This window comes from Shewanella xiamenensis, from assembly GCF_024971755.1.
Lineage (GTDB): Bacteria > Pseudomonadota > Gammaproteobacteria > Enterobacterales > Shewanellaceae > Shewanella > Shewanella xiamenensis.
This window is the reverse complement of sequence record NZ_CP079718.1, coordinates 2,226,769-2,244,128: the sequence shown is the minus strand read 5'-3', so window position 1 is coordinate 2,244,128 and position 17,360 is coordinate 2,226,769. Positions and strand designations below refer to the sequence as shown.

The window sequence follows — 17,360 nt, the reverse complement described above, 5'->3', positions numbered from 1 at the left end:
TATGCCTAAAAATCAAACTGCTTCATTTAACGGTAAGGCACGATTTTCCAATAACACTGGGATGCCATCGGTAATGGGATAAGCTAATTTGTCCGCTTTACAAATCAATTGCTGCGCCGCCTTATCGTACTCCAACTTTCCTTTACATACTGGACAAGCAACGATATCTAACAGTTTTTTATCAAACGCCATGGGATTTTCCTTTTTTAGCTGCAGCCACAGAGCGTAATCGGCTCAGCAACTGTTGATCAAATTGTGGCGATAGCTTGGCATCGACAGCCAAATACCACCAGTTTTCTTGTGCAAAATCGCGACATTTAACCGCATCTTTTTCAGTCATCATCAAGGGGCGAGATGCTGCAAGCTCGCATAACACGTGTTTATCGTAGGCTTGGTGGTCATCAAAACCATGGGATAACGCGAGTTGAAAACCTTGCTGCGTTAAGGTTTCAAAAAAACGCGCCGGATGACCAATACCCGCCATTGCCACCACGGGCTGGGTCGGATCAAACACGGCCTCAGCCTTAGGATTTACCGGCAACACCGCACTTGGGCTCAGCTGCATCTCATATTGATTCGCCTGCGCGGGTCCACTATTGACCACCACAAAATCCACTTGATTAAGACGCCAAGCACCTTCCCGTAGTGGGCCTGCTGGAAGCAAATGACGATTCCCTAAACCGCGCTTTCCATCAATCACCACCAGCTCAATATCACGGCCGAGGGCGTAATGTTGCAAGCCATCGTCACAGATAATCACATCCACGGCAAACTGCGCCAGCAAGGTTTTTGCGGTATCAACACGTTTAGGGCCCACCACCATAGGCACACCAGTACGCGCCACAATCATAGCTGGCTCATCGCCCACATCAGTTGCAGCATCCTTTACGCTAACGACTTTTACCCCTTGGATATGCGCGCCATAACCACGGCTGATCACACCCGGATTAAACCCCTGTTGACGCAGCAGTTCAATCAAATAGATGACTGTGGGGGTTTTACCACTACCGCCAACGGTAATATTGCCCACCACGATCACGGGGACTGGCAGTGTGGTTTGTGATTTAATCCCTAAGCGAAATAAACCACGGCGAATTGCGGTAATAAGCGCAAACAACGCAGAAAAAGGCAGTAAGAGCCACCGTAATGGGTGGCCTTGATACCAAATTTTATTCACTAACGCCTGCATTTAGCTACCAAACTGCATTTGGTATAACTTGGCATACATGCCGCCAAGTTCGAGTAGAGATTTGTGGGTGCCACGCTCAACGATGCGACCTTGATCGACTACTAAAATTTGATCGGCACTTTCAATCGTTGATAAACGGTGAGCAATCACAACCGAGGTGCGGTTTTGGCGCAAATTGTCTAATCCCTGCTGAATCGCTTTCTCAGATTCAGTATCAAGGGCCGATGTCGCTTCATCCAGAATAAGCACTGGTGCATCACGTAACATTGCCCGCGCAATCGCAATCCGTTGCCTCTGACCGCCTGACAATAGCACGCCGTTTTCACCGACTTGGGTATCTAAGCCATCGGGCAATTGCTCAATAAATTCCATCGCATGAGCTAAGGTCGCCGCCTCAATAATCTGCTCGCGGGTGACTTCGCCCGGATAGGCATAGGCGATATTATTGGCAATAGTATCGTTAAACAGTGTCACTTGCTGCGATACCAAAGCCACTTGACTACGTAATGATTTCAATGAGTAATCATAAATACTCACATCATCAAGCAGAATATCGCCAGACGCTAGTCCGGTGTAAAAACGAGTCACCAAGCTTGCAATCGTCGACTTCCCCGACCCAGAGCGCCCGACTAAGGCTAAGGTTTGCCCTTGGGACACTTCAAAGTCAATTTTATCTAAAGCGCGGCGCTCCTGGCCTTCGTAACTAAAGGAAACATTATCAAAACGTAAGTTGCCCTTAGCACGCTTGACGGTATAAGTACCAGTATCCGATTCTGGCAAAGTGTCTAACAGTTCAAATACTGTGGTGCACGCTGCAATACCACGTTGAAATTCGGCATTCACACGCGTGAGGTTTTTGATGGGTTGCAGCATGGCCATCATCGCGCCAAGAATCGTCGCGAAGGTACCTGCTGTCAAATCGGCTTTCATGCTATCTAGGCTCGCCGCATACAGCACAAAGGCCAAGGCAAAGGAGCCAATCACCATGATAAGCGGCTGGCTGATAGCCTGTGCGATCGCAAGTTTCATATTTTGATGGCGGTTTCTGTCATTAATTTTGGCAAAGCGAGCCGTTTCTGTTTCTTGTCCACCAAAGGCCAGTACGTTTTTATGACCTTTGATCATCTGCTCCGTTGCGGCACTGACATCCCCCATCGCCGTTTGGATTTGTTTCGACACCTTACGGAAGCGGCGACTCACAATAGTCATCACTAATCCCATAATCGGACCTATCACTAAAATACACAGTGAAAGCTTCCAAGAGTTATAAAACATCAATCCCAGCATACCGATAACGGTCACACCGTCACGAACAATCGAAATCAAGGCACTGCCCGATGCACGGGCAATTTGCTCGGTATCGAAGGTCACTTTTGAAATTAAATTGCCCGTGTTTTCCTTATCCATGTAACTCACGGGTAAACTTAGATAATGTTGAAACACTTGCTGGCGCATATCCATAATTAACCTAGCGCTCATATAAGAAATGCCGTAGGTGGATACGAAGTTTGCAAAGCCGCGCAGGGAGAACATTAAAATAACCACGATAGGCGCCATTAATAGCACTTGGTTATCGGCATGAAAGCCTTGGTTCGTGGGGAGTGCAATACCGTTACTGATCGCTGGTGTACTGCTGGAAAACCCTTTATCGATAAAAGGGCCTATAAAAGAAATAAAAGCCGCATCGACAAGCCCATACACAATAAGGCCAGCAACTGAAAGCAAAAACATGCCCTTCATCGGTTTGAGATAGGCCAGTAATCGCTTGAATACGGTCCACATTTCGTCTTTAGGATATGCTGTCATTGGTAACACTAAATTATGGCAAAGTGCTCATTCTACTCTGGATTAATCAAGTCACCAAATCTAAACAAGCGGTTATACCAAAATGGAGCTAAATCTTGCCGATAGGTTTTTACGTCGAGTCGCCCTTGTTCAAAAGTAACGCTAATTTGTCCTTCAATCCCGGTGGTTAAGTGGTTTATCTGCAAAGCTTGGTAGCGGGCAACGACATCGGCTTTAGGAAAGCCATAACGATTATTCAACCCCGCTGGAAAAAGTACTAACTCCGGTGCCACCCTTTCAATAAATGCCAGCGTAGATGAGGTGCGGCTTCCATGGTGTGGAGCAATAAGCACCTGACTTTTAAGTATAAAGCCCGCTTGCACTCGCTCAATCAATATACTCTCAGTTTCCTTTTCAATATCACCGCTCAGTAATAGACTTTGCTGACCATCATCAATCCGCAGCACACAAGAAGCATTATTGCCACCCGCCTGGGTTTGTGGGGAAATAAAGCGTAAGGTAAGTTGTTGCCAATCAATCTGTTGTGGCAAACAAGGCTGAGCATTTAAGTGGTCAACATCAGTAATCCATTTTGCCTGAGGATACGCTTTTGCCAGTACTTGAGCGCCTCCAGCATGGTCGTTATCGCCGTGGCTGATCACAATAAAATCGATATCAGTTAATCCTCGAGTATTAAGAAAAGGGATAATCACACGGTCACTGTAGCTAAAATCATCGCCAAATGCGGCGCCCGTATCATAGATAAGTGCCCTATCATCCTTTTCAACCACCACGGCTAATCCTTGCCCGACATCAAGTAAATGTAGCGTCCATTGAGTGGTTTTCGATGCTGTAATGCGCTGAAAAACAGACAATGCCAGAGGAAGAAACAGTAACCCTATCAACAAATGCCAGTGCCAATATTGGCGCCGATGAGGAACATATCGCCACAGAATCAACGCAAAAAGTGCGCACAGGCCGCCTGCTAATAATGTCTCGGAAACCACATGCCAATGGGCGGGTAAATCGACGCTGAGTTCAAGTAACTTGCCGTAGGGAAATAGTGCTAAATCCGCCAAATTGAATAATCCCAGCCACGATTGCCCCAAAAACGTACCTAACCACCAGATGATAAAAGCCAGCATCGATAGCGGAATGACGATAAGACTAAACCAAGGCACCACCAGCATATTCATCCACAAACTATGGATACTCACACCACCAAAAAAGATGGCTTGCAGCAGTCCCAATATCAGGCTTAAGCGCCATTGTATTGACCAAAACTGTATGACTCTGACTCGCGACTTGGCTAAAAAAGTTGTTTTACTATCAACAGACTGTGTAAATTTGGCACTTTCTAAGGTATATAAAATAATCGCCAAAGCACAAAAAGAAAGCCAAAATCCAGCACTTAAACAAGCGAGAGGATCAATGAGTAACACCACAAATAAGGCAAACAGCAAACGGTCCCATGCGCTTGAGTAGCGTCTTAATAAAATCAACAGCATAACCAATAAAATCATCACTAACGCACGCTGTGTTGACACGGCAAAACCGGCTAAATAGCTATAAAATAGAGCACTCACTCCTGCTAAAATGAGCGCAATAACTATATTTCGTCGACTTGGATGTGGCGCCAAACGCGTAAGAAAAAACAAAGCGCAAGCATAGACCCAAGCGGTGATCACCGATAAATGTAATCCCGATATCGCCACCAGATGGCCCGTGCCCGTTTGCCTTAGCGCCTGCCACTTAGTTTGCGAGATAAGTTGTTTATCCCCGAGGATTAACGCCAGCAGAATATCCCCCTGTGTTAACGCAGATAACTTTGGAGCAAGTCGTGTGATTAAGTGATGTCTTAACGAAAAACGCTCAGCTTGAAGCCTTGCATGCATAACGCGGCCTTTACCGACAATATGCTGACTAATCAATTGCTTTTGTTCGTTATATCCTCCTTGATTGAGTACACTGGATATACTTTTAGGCATAAAAGTGAAATCCCAAACTTGCCCAACTTGCAGTGTCGCCTCGGATTGCCAGGTTAAACGCAACTTAGCCGTTGGCCCAAAGATTAAATTTGGTTTATCGACAACAATATCGAAGCTAACCCAGTCGCTGTTTTGACTAACTAGTGATATGATTTCGCCCCTCACCTGTATAGGCTGTTGGGATAAAGGAAGATCCTGCCGAGATAACACTAAGCAAAATCCTGTTAGCCAGAACATCGCAAAGAGTGTGCCAGATAAGCTAGGTGCTTTTTTGAATAAGATGAGAGCCCCAAAGCAAAAGTAGGGTAGATAAGTAATTGGCGGCAGCGAAGGCCATAACATCGCTGACAGTAAGGTGGCACTAAAGCCAAACATGAATCCATTCATAGTGAATTAAGTTAAGACAGCAATTTCAGCCTATGCCAAAAAAATTAATAAAAAGATTTATGCCTAAGCCTGAAACCCTGCGTGAGCACAAACACCTACGCATTTTCGGTCGCTTATTACACAATCCTAATCTTTGGGCGCTTAATCGACGCTCTGCGCCGGGGGCCTTTGCCATAGGCTTGTTTGTCGCTTGGATCCCAATGCCTTTTCAGATGGTGGTCGCCGCGGCCTTTGCAATCCTTTTTAATGTCAATATTCCCGTTTCCGTCGCTTTAGTCTGGATCACCAATCCACTTACGATGCCAGTTATGTTTTATGGGGCTTATTTATTAGGTGCAAAAATTCTTGGCCACGCACCGCAGGAATTTGCCTTTGAGGCAAGCTGGCAATGGATAGAAGCCTCATTAGCCACAATTGGGCCAGCATTCCTACTAGGTTGCCTAGTATTAGGGATCGTGTTTTCCACTGTAGGATATTTAATGATCAGTAACCTCTGGAAATACTCGATCATGTTTAAGTGGCAAAAGCGTAAGACCAAATAATTGCGACTTTCAGATACAATGGCTTAACTTGTTTTATGTTAGAGAAATTAACTTTCCTAATTGAACAAGTTAAGCATTAACACCTTTTTAGCGTTTGCATCCCTGTATTTCCTTTACGTCCTCTATTGTAATTTATTCTACTTTATCAATAGATTAAACCACGACGATAAGACTATCTTTATCCCTTCACCCGGACACTTACTTACAAGCTACTCATAAGTAGATATATACATTCATTTAATTTACAGCTTAAAATACTTTTCGTGTTTCACTACTACGCTGTCATTATGTTGAATATTGATGAACCTGCACATTTACAACCTAAACTACCGCTTTTCCGCTTAGGTTTTAGACCTTTCTTCTTATTTGCGAGTCTATTTAGTCTATTAAGTTTAGGGATCTGGGGAGGATTTCTTTCCGGTCTGTCATTACTTCCTAACAACATCAATCCTTTATGGTGGCATGGTCATGAGATGATTTTTGGGTTTGCCTGTGCCGTCGTCGCAGGTTTTTTACTCACCGCAGTACAAAACTGGACAGGGCAACCTGGGTTGAAAGGCTTACCCCTTATAGGGCTATTTACTGTCTGGTTACTACCAAGACTTTTATTTATATTGCCGCTAGATATTCCGTTTGTGGCGATCATGATCATCGACTTGATGTTTTTACCCTTAACCGCAATTGCATTATCAATATCTGTGGTTAAAGTACGCCAATGGCGTAACTTTGTGTTTATCCCTATTCTCAGTTTACTCACGCTTTTTAATGGATTTAGCTATTACGGTTTAATAACTAATCAATTACAGTGGGCTAATAATGGTCTTTATGCAGCAGTCATCCTTGTTGGGGTAATTGTTGCTCTGCTTGGTGGTAGAGTGATCCCATTCTTTACTGAGCGCGCCACCCAATGGCAAAGACACTCCGCCATTCCCGTACTGGAGTGGTTAAGTTTTGCTAGCCTATTAGCGCTTGTTGCGAGTCTCTTTTTACCGCAGATAATATTACTGACGCGCGCTCTGGCTGGTATAGCGAGTCTGGTATTGTTACTACGTTGGTCTCGTTGGGGATGGCAGGCAAGTTGGTCTGTGCCGCTGTTATGGTCACTGCATTTAAGTTACTTATGTATTCCCATTGGTTTGATACTGATTGCTACAGGACTACCACTTTCCGTAGGAATGCATGCCATTACTGTTGGAGGACTTGGCGGCATGATCCTCGCAATGATGTCGAGGGTATCGCTAGGTCATACCGGCAGACAACTAAAACCCGCTAGGCCAATGACACTGGCTTTTGGGTTAATGTTACTGGCTACAGTGTTCCGTGTCTTAGCGGGTTTACCCAGTGCATGGTTTATTGAATTAATGCTCGCAGCCATTATTTGTTGGATGCTGGCTTTTGGGTGTTTCTGTTACTACTACGCACCAATGCTTTGTCGCGTCAGAGCCGATGGGCGGCCAGGCTAAGCAAGGTGACTCGAGAAAACTCATGGCGCGATGCCTTTAGCAGACAACCAATTACTATCTTGTGAATTGAGTCACAGAGAATCGCGTCTCTTTTCCCTAACTAAAGTATTTTTACTGTTACTATTTACAAAAATATTGAGTAGGGAGTACCCATGCCATTTTATCGTCAATATGGTGCCAAAGGCTTAAAAGCAGTTGAGCATCTCGTCTTAATCATCATAGCAATAGCGACTGTGGTTGCTATTGGTCAAGAAATTGTCCATGTATTTAATGTCGGCGCAGTCGCCCTTGCCGATCTGTTGTTATTGTTTATTTATCTCGAAGTACTGGCCATGGTTGCTAATTATGCAGAATCGGGAAAATTGCCCGTGCGCATGCCGCTGTATATTGCCATTGTTGCTCTTGCACGTTATTTGATCTTAGATATGAAGAGTATGGATGACTGGCGCATCGCCGCAATTTCGCTTTCAACTTTGATCCTTGCGGCAACGGTCATCGTGATCCGTTGGGGCCAATTAAAAATGCCCTATCCTAAAAATCAAGAATACGATAACTAATTGCTACTGGGCGCCATTGCCAACCAAGCTCAATGGCGCCATTCTTTACCTGCAAAATCCTTCCAAATCCCTCGCTTTCAGATTGGTATTCTGCCAAAAAGCAATTATGCTAGTTTTACTGAGATCAATTATTTACGGGACAATTGAGTTATGGGTGAACATCCAGTTGGATTTGAAGAAAAACGCAGCTCACTTCGAGTAGATATGGAAGCTGAACGCGTGCTCTTGCATTGGACTGATAAGAATGGCGTTGAACATACGGACGAAGGCGTATGTATCGATTTAGCCCGCAGAGGCATTCTGTTTGATTATAAAAACCCATTTGAACTCGGTGAATTAGTTAACGTGACATTCAATCCAGAAACATCCCGACAAAATAGCGTAAAAGGCCAAGTTTGCCGCTGCTCTAAACGTCATGATCAAAGTTATCATGTCGCGATGCAATTGCTTTAATTTCAATCTAGCTACGCAGGGTCGATTGAGCTGTTCTACACTGAATTAGTTGAACTATTCGTACAAAGGACATTGCTATGATATTGCTGGTGGGTGGAGAGAAAGGTGGCAGTGGCAAGAGTTGCCTCGCGCAAAATCTTGCGGTTTATATAAAGCAAAAATTTGCCGCCAATGTAAATGTACTAATGGTAGACTGCGATCCCCAACGTACAACATCCGATTGGATCCAAGCTCGAAACAACGACCCTAGCCTCCCTGCAATCAATTGTATTCAGCTCTACGGCAAAATACGTAACGATCTGCTCAGTCTTAATGAACGCTTCGACTACGTCATTGTTGACTGTGGCGGTCAAGATAACCTTGCCATGCGCGCCGCCATGTCGGTGGCCACTTACGTAGTTATCCCACTTAGACCCAAACGTCGCGATCTTAAAACCTTACCCCATATGGAAGATATGCTCAGCACCTGTAAGATGGTTAATCCCAAAATGGTGGCAACCATTGTGCTAACCCAATGTCCCGCTTTGCCCACCCAAGTAAAGCGTATTTTAGAGGCCAAAGAAGTGGTCCAATCCTTTGGATTACGCGTACTCAATTCGGTGACTTTTTGCCGAAATATCTACGATGACAGTGAGGAAAAAGGATCGTCCGTAATGGAAATTGAGCCAGATGGGAAAGCGGCCGACGAGATCCGCGCCATAGTGGATGAGCTGTTCACCTTACCACCAGAAAATAGTTATGAGCTTAACTGATCTTAAACGCAAGAAACCAAAACAAGTTATCAAAACGGTTTCTATTGAGGATTTTATCGAAGATGCCAATAACTATGCTTTAGGTAAAGCGAGTATTTTAGCGGTGCCTCCCGCAGAGCCAAAAGGCTTAGATAAAAAGTCAGCCAAAATTTATCGCCATGCCACCTTTACCTTAACGGAAACCAGTATTACCCAATTAGATGGGCTCGCTAAAGGAACTAAAATCGCCAAATCACGCTTATTGCGGATCTTGATTGATGAATTCAGTCAAAAAACAACTGCAGAACAGCTTGAAGTGGTAAATAAAAGTAAGCAGGATGAGCATTAATCTTCATGGCATCAAGGTAAACCAATCCGCTGATCACCCTTTCTTTAACAGCAAGTTATGGCCTATGACCCCAAGCTATTGCGCGGCTCATAGACCAGATTAGCCATACTTAATGATGAGAATGATGACACTGCCGCCCAGCAACAAGGGCGAGCCCTTGCGCTGATTCTGCCATTTTCCCTTTACTCAACAACAAAAAAATTAACTCCTCCGCAGTAAGGTTTTCGGCACTACAAGTGTGATAACGCGCTGCTTCACCAAAGGTTTCAGTCATCAGAGCAATAAACTGAGGCTTTAAAACGGGATGAGCTTGCGCTACCATCAGCGCCATAACGTCATGACCGTGAACAGAATCGGACATAGTCTCTCCAAAAGATGCAAATAAGATTAGGCTTTATAACCGAACTGTTGAATTTTAACCCTGATCTCGCGCACATACTGCCAATGTCAATAACTGCGCTGACCGCTGTGACGATAAAGTGAGCCACTATGTCCTTGATCTTGCTACTGACCCAACAGATGTCACTTTATTTAGTGATTGTTTATTTAGTCAGTAAAACACCTCTTTTTAAACTGTTTGCAGAAACATCACCGCGCCTACCTCATAAAATATTTATTTATCTGGTTTTTTCTAGCTTTTGTATCATGGCGACCTATTTTGGTGAGCAAACTTCAGGGGCCATTGCCAATACTCGCGCCATGGGTGCCGTGCTAGGCGGTTTACTCGGCGGTCCTGTCACCGGATTTTTAGTCGGATTCACTGGCGGTTTACACCGCTACAGCATGGGTGGCTTTACCGATTTAGCCTGCGCGATTTCAACCACTCTCGAAGGACTCTCCGCGGGAATGATCAGTTTTTACCTACGCCGCGCGGGTAAAAGTGAACTTATCTACAATCCTCTCTTAGTCTGTTTGGTGACCTTTTACGCCGAAATGATGCAAATGAGCATTATTTTGCTGATTGCACGCCCGTTTGATGCCGCATGGGAATTAGTGCGGCAGATAGCTCCGCCTATGCTGTTGGTTAATTCCATTGGCGCAGCGCTGTTTATGAGCATGATCCGCGACCAAAAAACCATGTTTGACAAGCTCTCCTCTAGTTTCTCAACCAAGGCGCTTAAAATTGCCGAGCGCAGTGTTGGGCTGCTTTCTAAGGGGTTTAACGAAGAAAGCAGCGGCAAGGTCGCGCAAATTGTCATTGAAGAAACCAATGTGGGTGCTGTTGCCATTACGGACAGAGAAAAACTTTTGGCCTTTATCGGTATTGGTGCCGACCATCATATCCCTGGAACACCGATTTCCTCAAAAATCACCCTTGAGGCCATAAACCAAAACAAGGTGATGTTCGCCGATGGGGTGGAGATGCCCTATTCCTGCTCGATTTCGAGCCAGTGTAAACTCGGTTCGAGCCTTGTGATCCCACTTCGCAGCGACACCGAAGTCATTGGCACCATCAAGTTATACGAGCCAAAAAATAAACTATTTTTGAACATTAACCGCACCTTAGGGGAAGGGATTGCTCGGCTATTGTCGAACCAGATCCTCTACGGCCGTTTTGAACAGCAGCAAAACCTACTCACCCAAGCGGAATTAAAATTACTGCAAGCTCAAGTGAATCCACACTTTTTATTCAACGCTCTCAATACCATCAGTGCGATTATTAAGCGCGATCCCGATATGTCAAAACAGCTATTACAGCAATTGTCGCAATTTTTACGGATCAATTTAAAACGCACCACGGGTTTAGTCACTCTCGGGGATGAGCTCGATCACATAGCGTCTTATCTCACTATTGAGAAAGCGAGATTTATTGATAAATTACAGGTCAACATTGCTATACCTGAATCACTTTACCACTGTAAAGTGCCTGCATTTACCCTACAACCCATCATTGAGAATGCGGTAAAACATGGCACCTCCCATATGATTGAGCAAGGACAAATCAAGGTCACTGGACGTATGGATGACCATATATTAGCCCTTGAGGTGACAGATAACGCTGGCCTTTATCAACCCTCAATAGATTCTGAGGGATTGGGGATGAATTTAGTTCATAAACGGATACAAAATCTGTTTGGCGAACAGTATGGCATCCAAGTTGAATGCAAACCGGATGAATACACCAAGGTGACCATCCGCTTACCCATAGAACAGACGGAAACTAGCACGTGATCACTTGTTTGATTGTCGATGATGAATTGTTTGCCCGCGAGGAACTTGCGGATTTGCTCGGCCAAGAAGCCGACATTGAGATTATTGGCCAATGCAGCAACGCCATAGAAGCATTGCAAACCATTGCCAAAGAAAAGCCTCAATTAGTTTTTCTCGACATCCAAATGCCACGTATTTCAGGCATGGAACTGATTGCTATGCTCGATCCCGACACCTTACCTAAAATCGTGTTTGTCACTGCATTTGATGAATTTGCCGTCAAAGCCTTTGATAATCATGCCTTTGATTATTTACTTAAGCCAATAGATGCCGATCGACTCAGCCAAACCCTAAAACGTGTTCGTAAGGACCTCACTCCGCAAGCCGTGAATCTGATCGCGCCTCGATGCCTCGAGCACCTACCCTGTTACAGCGGTAGTAAATTAAAAGTGATCCCCATTCAAGATGTTGAGTATGTTTTTAGTGATTTAAGCGGTATTCATGTCGCCTGTACCAAGGGCAAAGTCCATACCCAACTTACCCTTAAAGTGCTGGAAGAAAAAACACTGCTAGTGCGTTGCCATCGCCAATATCTGATTTCACCCAAAGCCATTGCCGAAATAGAGCTGCTCGATACTGGCGCCGAAGTCACGACTCTGCTTGGCGACAAAGTGCCCGTTTCTCGCCGTTATTTAAAAAGTCTTAAGCAATTGTTCGGCTTCCAATAGCCCCATTGTTAACCACTAATGCGCGTATCTAAGCCGCTGGAGGCGGTTAATACTTATGAATGACATCCTCATACAACCGCTCGCCCCATTCTATTGCCGCTGAGTCAGCATTATCGACCTCTCACCCAGTTACCCCTGTTTTATGTAAACAACTTGTTTACACTCTGCACAACTCAAAATGGGGAGATAACTAAAATGATGTGGTTCCTACTCTGTGTCGGTCTATTGATCGGCGGCTACTTTATCTACGGTACCTTTGTCGAAAAGGTATTTGGTATCAACGAAAAACGTCAGACACCGGCTTTTACCCAAACCGACGGTGTGGACTATGTGCCTATGTCGAAAGGCAAAGTGTACTTAATCCAATTATTGAATATCGCGGGTGTGGGTCCAATCTTCGGTCCAATCCTCGGGGCGCTCTACGGTCCTTCAGCGATGTTGTGGATTGTGATCGGCTGTATCTTCGGAGGAGCGGTGCACGATTACTTCTCCGGTATGTTGTCGGTCCGTAATGGTGGGCAATCTGTACCAAACCTTGCCGGTAAGTATTTAGGCAAAAGTGCCAAGCACTTTATGAATGTGTTTGCCATCATTCTATTATTGCTCGTAGGTGTGGTGTTTATCTCTGCGCCAGCAGGCCTGTTAGGCAAACTAACGGGTTGGGATGTTAGCATTTTTGTTGCGATTATCTTCGTTTACTACCTGATTGCCACTGTGGTACCCGTCGATAAAATTATCGGCCGTTTATATCCTTTCTTTGGCGCGCTGTTGTTCTTCATGTCATTTGGTTTAGCCTTTGCGATCATGTTATCAAGCGAACATACGCTACTGCCCAATGTGCAAGCGGGCGACTTCTTCCAAAATTTAAACCCTAAAGATATGCCATTATGGCCTGCGCTGTTTATCACCATCGCTTGTGGTGCGATTTCAGGCTTCCACGCCACGCAATCACCACTGATGGCACGTTGCGTTGAAAACGAAAAGAACGGTCGTTTTGTGTTCTTTGGTGCCATGATCGGTGAAGGTATCATCGCCCTACTCTGGTGTGCGATTGCACTGTCTTACTTCCACGGTGTTGAAGGATTAAGCACAGGCATGGCGGGTAACCCTGCAAACGTTGTATACGAAGCATCAACTGGTCTGTTAGGCGCAGTGGGTGGCTTTATGGCAATCCTTGGTGTGATCATTCTGCCAATTACTTCAGGCGATACGGCTTTCCGCTCTGCTCGTCTGATTTTGGCTGAATTCTTTAACATGCCGCAGGTGGCTTTACCTAAACGTTTAGTGTTAGCTATTCCATTGTTTGTGATTGGTGGCTTACTGACTCAAGTCGACTTCGGCGTGATCTGGCGCTACTTCGGTGTGGCTAACCAAGCGACAGCTGTATTAATGCTCTGGACGGCCTCAGCTTACCTACTGCGTCACAATAAACTGCACTGGATCACCACCATTCCAGCCATGTTTATGACCACAGTAGTTATCACCTTCCTACTTAACTCTGCAACTTTAGGTGCAGGCTTACCGATGACCTTATCCACCATCGCAGGGACTGTTTCAACGCTAGTCATCACAGGCTTACTGATTGTGAAAACCAAAGGTAAAGGTGAAGTTGATAGCGACAGCGAATTACCCGATGAAGCTTAATTTCCAACAATATTGATATACAAAGCAAACGGGCACTGATGAGTGCCCGTTTTTTTATCTATGATTTTAGTCAATCGGTATAATACTGGTATAATCCGATTATTGTTCACGGTAATTTATACAAAATGACTCAAGAAAATAACCCATTACACGGCATCAAACTGGAAACCATAGTCACACAACTCGTTGAGCACTATGGCTGGGAAGAACTCGGAGCTCGCATCAAGATCCGCTGTTTTACCGAAGATCCGAGTATCAAATCGAGTCTACGATTTTTAAGAAAAACCGATTGGGCACGGGAAAAAGTAGAATATTTATATTTAAAAACCAATAAACTGCCGTTGCCCGCCGCGAAAACATCCAATGCACCAGCGAAGACATCGGCCAAAAAACCTGCAAAACCAGCACAGAAACCAGCTCAGGCAAGTACGGCTACATCAATAGCCGCAACAGATGGCCAGATTAATAGCCATATCTGGGGCAAGCGCGACTAAATTTCGTGTGAATATTCAAACGCATACTCACAAGAACAGACAAAAATGCGCGGAATAATTAATTCAATTTCAATTATCCCGCGCATTATTTTTTAATCTGTCTATCAGCTAGATTAGCGCCAATCCAATATCCTTCGGTGGGCAACCATGATTGGCAAGAGTCCCCTGCTAATCAAGCCAACGGCTAAGAATAAGCGTTTAAGACTTCACCTATTGGCTACTTTGTCTGCGGATAAGTGACGCGATAGATTGCCCCTGCATAATCATCCGACACGAGTAAACTGCCATCGGCCAATTCAGCAAAGGCCACTGGGCGACCAAAGGTTTGCTCGCCCTGCATAAAGCCAGTTAAAAATGGAGTGTATTTGACCACCTTGCCTTGCTCTATCGTCGCCACGGCCACTTTATAACCCGCTTTCTTAGTGCGATTCCATGAACCATGTTCAGCGACAAACAACTGCTGTTGATAGCCGCTAGGGAACTGTTTACCAAGATAAAAATGAATGCCTAGTGGCGCCACGTGAGCCCCTAAGGAGAGCGCAGGAGCGGTGTACTTGGTAGGATCTTTACCTTGGCCAAACTCAGGGTCAAGAATTGTACCTGCATGCACATAGGGGAAGCCAAAATGTTCACCCAAGTAACTGACCTTATTGATTTCGCAGGGAGGAATATCATCGCCCATCATGTCGCGGCCATTATCGCTAAACCAAAGGGTTTGAGTGCCGGGCTGAAAATCAAATCCGACCGAATTACGAACTCCTTGGGCAATGGTGGTTAATTTTTTAGTCTCGAGATTGAGCGAGAAAATACGTCCATAGCGTTCATTCTCCTCGCACACATTACAAGGCACGCCTACAGGAATGATTAACTCGCCTGTCGGTGAAACCCCTAGTACTTTCCAGCCATGGTGGGTTTCAGTTGGAAACCCATCAAAGACCACCTCAAATGTTGGTGAGTTTAAGTGGTTATCAATATCCTTGAAGCGAATGATGCGCTCCACTTCGGAGACATAGAGGTCGCCATCTTTGATCACCACACCTGATGGTAGCTTTAGTCCAGAGGCAACCAGAATTTTGTCATCGGCAACACCGTCCTGGTTACGGTCGATAAGGGCATAAACATTCCCGGCCTTCATCGAACCCGCATAGACAATGCCCTTTTCGGATACGGCAATTGCGCGCGCATTGTCAACATTATCTGCAAATAAGCTCAGGTTAAAGCCTTCTGCAACGGTCAGTTTATCTAAAATATTTTTAGCCATCGCAGGCACACTTATTCCACTCAAAGCCAAAAATGCAGCGCATGTTATTTGTAGTTTACGAGCCATATCTTTCATATCCTTATCAGTCAAAAAGTGAACGACCTTAACCATTAATCCCCTAACCTATCCTAGATACGCCTTTTGTATCAAATAGGATGCTTAGCACTTAAGTTTTTTATCTCAAGGCCGATAATTCGATAAATAACCTTCAGGTACTTATGGAGCCTATCGTGAACATTAATGGATTAAATACGACCGCAAATAGCAGCGCCTTCAAATCTGTTTCCAGCGCTTATATCACCACTACGCCAACAGCTAGCTCAGCTTCTGAGAATTCGTCGGCAGAGACCAGCACGCAAGAAACGGTCAATATATCCAATGCCGGAAGACAAGCTCTCGCTACCGAAGTAGGCGCTTCTCTCAGAGGTCAAACCGCGGAAAAACGGCAACAGACGGAAAGTGCTGAGAATGAAGAACCCAAATCTATCATTGATGAACAAATTAAGCGTCTGAAAGAGCAAATCAAAGCTTTGCAGGAGATGCTCACGAAACTGGAAGGAGATGATTCCGAGGCCGCGGCTCAGCAACGTAAGCTATTGCAGGAACAAATTATGCAACTCGGTAACCAAATTGCCGTGTTAATGGACCAGAAAATGCGCGATGCACAAAAAGCCGCAGGCTAATCTGAGTACAGAATCATTTTCAATCTTGGTAGCTGTAAACTAGATTGGGAAACTAAACAATAAACGCCAAATATTTAACCCGTCGCCGGTTCGATAACTGATGCCAATTCTATCTATGCCGAGGAGATCGCCGCCCAAAGGCTTAGAAAATGCCAGTGTGGCACCAAACTCATAGCTTCCGGAGACTATGGTTTCATCTTCAGCATCTTGGCTAAAATCCAGCTCGTTGAAGTACCAATAACCGACCGCAAATAATCTAGGTTGCATTTGGATATTCAACCATTGCCAGCGCGGCGAAAGGCCAATATCTACCCCAGTTTGCAATACCGCAAATTGGTCGGTTAATTTTCCTACCCGTTCACTGTAGCCCGCAAACCTTAACCTCGATACCCAGACGCTGTCTTCACCCGCGAGACTAAAATCATACAAGGTGCTTACACCTGAGGCTAAAATCGCCACATTCGCATCGGTCTCAAAATTTGTCCCAAAGCCCACATCCAAATAGGCTTCCATCCGCGTATTTGCCGTTGCCTGCCAATGGTGCTCAATGCCGGGCGTTATCGTCATGGTGCCGACTGACGATGGCAATTCGCCGTCGGTGATGTCTTTGGCTAAGTAGTCAAAAAAACCGAAAGATAAGGGTAAACGCAGCCAAGTCTGACTACTATCATCCTTCAAAAAATCAAAGTTTAACGGAACACTAACGACGGTGGCATTTTGCTCAGCAGCTCGATATACCCCTGTGCCAAGGTAGCTGCCAAAGGCATAAACAGAGTTAGGATTATTTTTCCCATCAATCGGCGTTTCAGGGCTAATCTTCGAAAACGCTTGGGAAGATTGGGGGGCAAATGCAGCAAAATCTTGCGGGTGACTGGAGTTTGAAACAGGCTCTGTCGACGCCAACAGCGGGAAAACAATCCCCATTGATAGCGCCGAAATGGAGCAGAGGTTGACG

Annotated in this window: 18 protein-coding genes; 11 read left to right on the top strand and 7 right to left on the bottom strand. The window is 45.1% G+C overall.

The annotated features are described in order from the left end of the window. Window positions 1-12: 12 nt before the first annotated feature. Genes KXJ80_RS11185 through KXJ80_RS11170 form a run of 4 tightly spaced genes read right to left on the bottom strand, consistent with a single transcriptional unit; the run spans window position 13 to window position 5,349 of the window. Window positions 13-192: a Trm112 family protein gene (locus tag KXJ80_RS11185; RefSeq protein ID WP_037419644.1), complete on the bottom strand. Its 180-nt coding sequence runs from the start codon at window positions 190-192 to the stop codon at window positions 13-15. Next, window positions 182-1,189, bottom strand: coding sequence for a tetraacyldisaccharide 4'-kinase (gene lpxK / locus KXJ80_RS11180; RefSeq protein ID WP_037427268.1), 1,008 nt, complete (start codon window positions 1,187-1,189; stop codon window positions 182-184). The genes KXJ80_RS11185 and lpxK overlap by 11 nt, the downstream gene beginning before the upstream one ends. Next, on the bottom strand, window positions 1,190-2,995 hold the full coding sequence (gene msbA, locus KXJ80_RS11175; protein ID WP_037419637.1) for a lipid A export permease/ATP-binding protein MsbA: 1,806 nt from the start codon (window positions 2,993-2,995) through the stop codon (window positions 1,190-1,192). A gap of 32 nt (window positions 2,996-3,027) precedes the next feature. After that, window positions 3,028-5,349, bottom strand: coding sequence for a DNA internalization-related competence protein ComEC/Rec2 (locus tag KXJ80_RS11170; protein WP_218738770.1), 2,322 nt, complete (start codon window positions 5,347-5,349; stop codon window positions 3,028-3,030). Window positions 5,350-5,381: 32 nt separating this feature from the next. Here KXJ80_RS11170 and KXJ80_RS11165 point away from each other — a divergent pair, with 32 nt between their 5' ends. The 6 genes from KXJ80_RS11165 (at window position 5,382) to KXJ80_RS11140 (ending at window position 9,444) form a co-directional block, all read left to right on the top strand. Further along, window positions 5,382-5,891, top strand: coding sequence for a DUF2062 domain-containing protein (locus tag KXJ80_RS11165; RefSeq protein WP_037419631.1), 510 nt, complete (start codon window positions 5,382-5,384; stop codon window positions 5,889-5,891). 287 nt (window positions 5,892-6,178) lie between these two features. Further along, entirely contained in the window at window positions 6,179-7,354 is a 1,176-nt protein-coding gene (locus tag KXJ80_RS11160) for an NnrS family protein (protein WP_218738771.1), read from the top strand. A gap of 152 nt (window positions 7,355-7,506) precedes the next feature. Then, complete coding sequence (locus KXJ80_RS11155) at window positions 7,507-7,911, top strand: phosphate-starvation-inducible protein PsiE (protein WP_011623180.1); 405 nt, start codon at window positions 7,507-7,509, stop codon at window positions 7,909-7,911. A 150-nt stretch (window positions 7,912-8,061) separates the two neighbouring features. Further along, on the top strand, window positions 8,062-8,364 hold the full coding sequence (locus KXJ80_RS11150; protein ID WP_037419625.1) for a PilZ domain-containing protein: 303 nt from the start codon (window positions 8,062-8,064) through the stop codon (window positions 8,362-8,364). A gap of 77 nt (window positions 8,365-8,441) precedes the next feature. Then, the gene (locus KXJ80_RS11145; protein ID WP_218738772.1) at window positions 8,442-9,116 is read left to right on the top strand and encodes an AAA family ATPase; all 675 of its coding nucleotides are present in this window, start codon (window positions 8,442-8,444) and stop codon (window positions 9,114-9,116) included. Next, window positions 9,103-9,444, top strand: a complete 342-nt coding sequence (locus KXJ80_RS11140) for a hypothetical protein (RefSeq protein ID WP_037419622.1) — start codon at window positions 9,103-9,105, stop codon at window positions 9,442-9,444. The genes KXJ80_RS11145 and KXJ80_RS11140 overlap by 14 nt, the downstream gene beginning before the upstream one ends. A gap of 109 nt (window positions 9,445-9,553) precedes the next feature. On the opposite strand, the gene KXJ80_RS11135 is transcribed toward KXJ80_RS11140, so the two are convergent. Then, on the bottom strand, window positions 9,554-9,805 hold the full coding sequence (locus KXJ80_RS11135) for a YecH family metal-binding protein (RefSeq protein ID WP_037419620.1): 252 nt from the start codon (window positions 9,803-9,805) through the stop codon (window positions 9,554-9,556). 128 nt (window positions 9,806-9,933) lie between these two features. On the opposite strand from KXJ80_RS11135, the gene KXJ80_RS11130 reads away from it, so the two are divergent. The 4 genes from KXJ80_RS11130 to KXJ80_RS11115 all read left to right on the top strand — a co-directional run bounded on the left by KXJ80_RS11130 (window position 9,934) and on the right by KXJ80_RS11115 (window position 14,461). Then, window positions 9,934-11,616, top strand: coding sequence for a sensor histidine kinase (locus tag KXJ80_RS11130; protein ID WP_037419617.1), 1,683 nt, complete (start codon window positions 9,934-9,936; stop codon window positions 11,614-11,616). Then, window positions 11,613-12,323, top strand: a complete 711-nt coding sequence (btsR, locus tag KXJ80_RS11125) for a two-component system response regulator BtsR (protein ID WP_069455182.1) — start codon at window positions 11,613-11,615, stop codon at window positions 12,321-12,323. Before KXJ80_RS11130 ends, btsR begins: the two co-directional genes overlap by 4 nt. Window positions 12,324-12,518: 195 nt before the next feature. After that, window positions 12,519-13,967 (top strand): carbon starvation CstA family protein, encoded by a 1,449-nt coding sequence (locus KXJ80_RS11120; RefSeq protein ID WP_037427281.1) that lies wholly within the window; start codon window positions 12,519-12,521, stop codon window positions 13,965-13,967. Window positions 13,968-14,092: 125 nt separating this feature from the next. After that, on the top strand, window positions 14,093-14,461 hold the full coding sequence (locus tag KXJ80_RS11115) for a VF530 family protein (protein WP_037419609.1): 369 nt from the start codon (window positions 14,093-14,095) through the stop codon (window positions 14,459-14,461). A gap of 217 nt (window positions 14,462-14,678) precedes the next feature. Here the strand turns inward: KXJ80_RS11115 and KXJ80_RS11110 are convergent, their stop codons facing one another. Next, window positions 14,679-15,788 carry a PQQ-dependent sugar dehydrogenase gene (locus KXJ80_RS11110; RefSeq protein ID WP_259474779.1) on the bottom strand — a complete coding sequence of 370 codons (1,110 nt, stop codon included), beginning with the start codon at window positions 15,786-15,788 and terminating at the stop codon, window positions 14,679-14,681. A 164-nt stretch (window positions 15,789-15,952) separates the two neighbouring features. Between KXJ80_RS11110 and KXJ80_RS11105 the strand changes: the two genes are divergently transcribed. Beyond that, the gene (locus tag KXJ80_RS11105; protein WP_218738777.1) at window positions 15,953-16,405 is read left to right on the top strand and encodes a FlxA-like family protein; all 453 of its coding nucleotides are present in this window, start codon (window positions 15,953-15,955) and stop codon (window positions 16,403-16,405) included. Between the two features lie 39 nt (window positions 16,406-16,444). Here KXJ80_RS11105 and KXJ80_RS11100 read toward each other — a convergent pair whose 3' ends face one another. Next, window positions 16,445-17,329, bottom strand: coding sequence for a hypothetical protein (locus KXJ80_RS11100; RefSeq protein ID WP_218738904.1), 885 nt, complete (start codon window positions 17,327-17,329; stop codon window positions 16,445-16,447). Window positions 17,330-17,360 lie beyond the last annotated feature (31 nt).

What these genes read in the sequence shown, in the direction of transcription:
- KXJ80_RS11185 (WP_037419644.1), bottom strand. Translation starts at nt 192, where the DNA reads ATGGCGTTTGATAAAAAACTGTTAGATATCGTTGCTTGTCCAGTATGT.
- lpxK (WP_037427268.1), bottom strand. Translation starts at nt 1,189, where the DNA reads ATGCAGGCGTTAGTGAATAAAATTTGGTATCAAGGCCACCCATTACGG.
- msbA (WP_037419637.1), bottom strand. Translation starts at nt 2,995, where the DNA reads ATGACAGCATATCCTAAAGACGAAATGTGGACCGTATTCAAGCGATTA.
- KXJ80_RS11170 (WP_218738770.1), bottom strand. Translation starts at nt 5,349, where the DNA reads ATGAATGGATTCATGTTTGGCTTTAGTGCCACCTTACTGTCAGCGATG.
- KXJ80_RS11165 (WP_037419631.1), top strand. Translation starts at nt 5,382, where the DNA reads ATGCCAAAAAAATTAATAAAAAGATTTATGCCTAAGCCTGAAACCCTG.
- KXJ80_RS11160 (WP_218738771.1), top strand. Translation starts at nt 6,179, where the DNA reads ATGTTGAATATTGATGAACCTGCACATTTACAACCTAAACTACCGCTT.
- KXJ80_RS11155 (WP_011623180.1), top strand. Translation starts at nt 7,507, where the DNA reads ATGCCATTTTATCGTCAATATGGTGCCAAAGGCTTAAAAGCAGTTGAG.
- KXJ80_RS11150 (WP_037419625.1), top strand. Translation starts at nt 8,062, where the DNA reads ATGGGTGAACATCCAGTTGGATTTGAAGAAAAACGCAGCTCACTTCGA.
- KXJ80_RS11145 (WP_218738772.1), top strand. Translation starts at nt 8,442, where the DNA reads ATGATATTGCTGGTGGGTGGAGAGAAAGGTGGCAGTGGCAAGAGTTGC.
- KXJ80_RS11140 (WP_037419622.1), top strand. Translation starts at nt 9,103, where the DNA reads ATGAGCTTAACTGATCTTAAACGCAAGAAACCAAAACAAGTTATCAAA.
- KXJ80_RS11135 (WP_037419620.1), bottom strand. Translation starts at nt 9,805, where the DNA reads ATGTCCGATTCTGTTCACGGTCATGACGTTATGGCGCTGATGGTAGCG.
- KXJ80_RS11130 (WP_037419617.1), top strand. Translation starts at nt 9,934, where the DNA reads ATGTCCTTGATCTTGCTACTGACCCAACAGATGTCACTTTATTTAGTG.
- KXJ80_RS11120 (WP_037427281.1), top strand. Translation starts at nt 12,519, where the DNA reads ATGATGTGGTTCCTACTCTGTGTCGGTCTATTGATCGGCGGCTACTTT.
- KXJ80_RS11115 (WP_037419609.1), top strand. Translation starts at nt 14,093, where the DNA reads ATGACTCAAGAAAATAACCCATTACACGGCATCAAACTGGAAACCATA.
- KXJ80_RS11110 (WP_259474779.1), bottom strand. Translation starts at nt 15,788, where the DNA reads ATGGCTCGTAAACTACAAATAACATGCGCTGCATTTTTGGCTTTGAGT.
- KXJ80_RS11100 (WP_218738904.1), bottom strand. Translation starts at nt 17,329, where the DNA reads ATGGGGATTGTTTTCCCGCTGTTGGCGTCGACAGAGCCTGTTTCAAAC.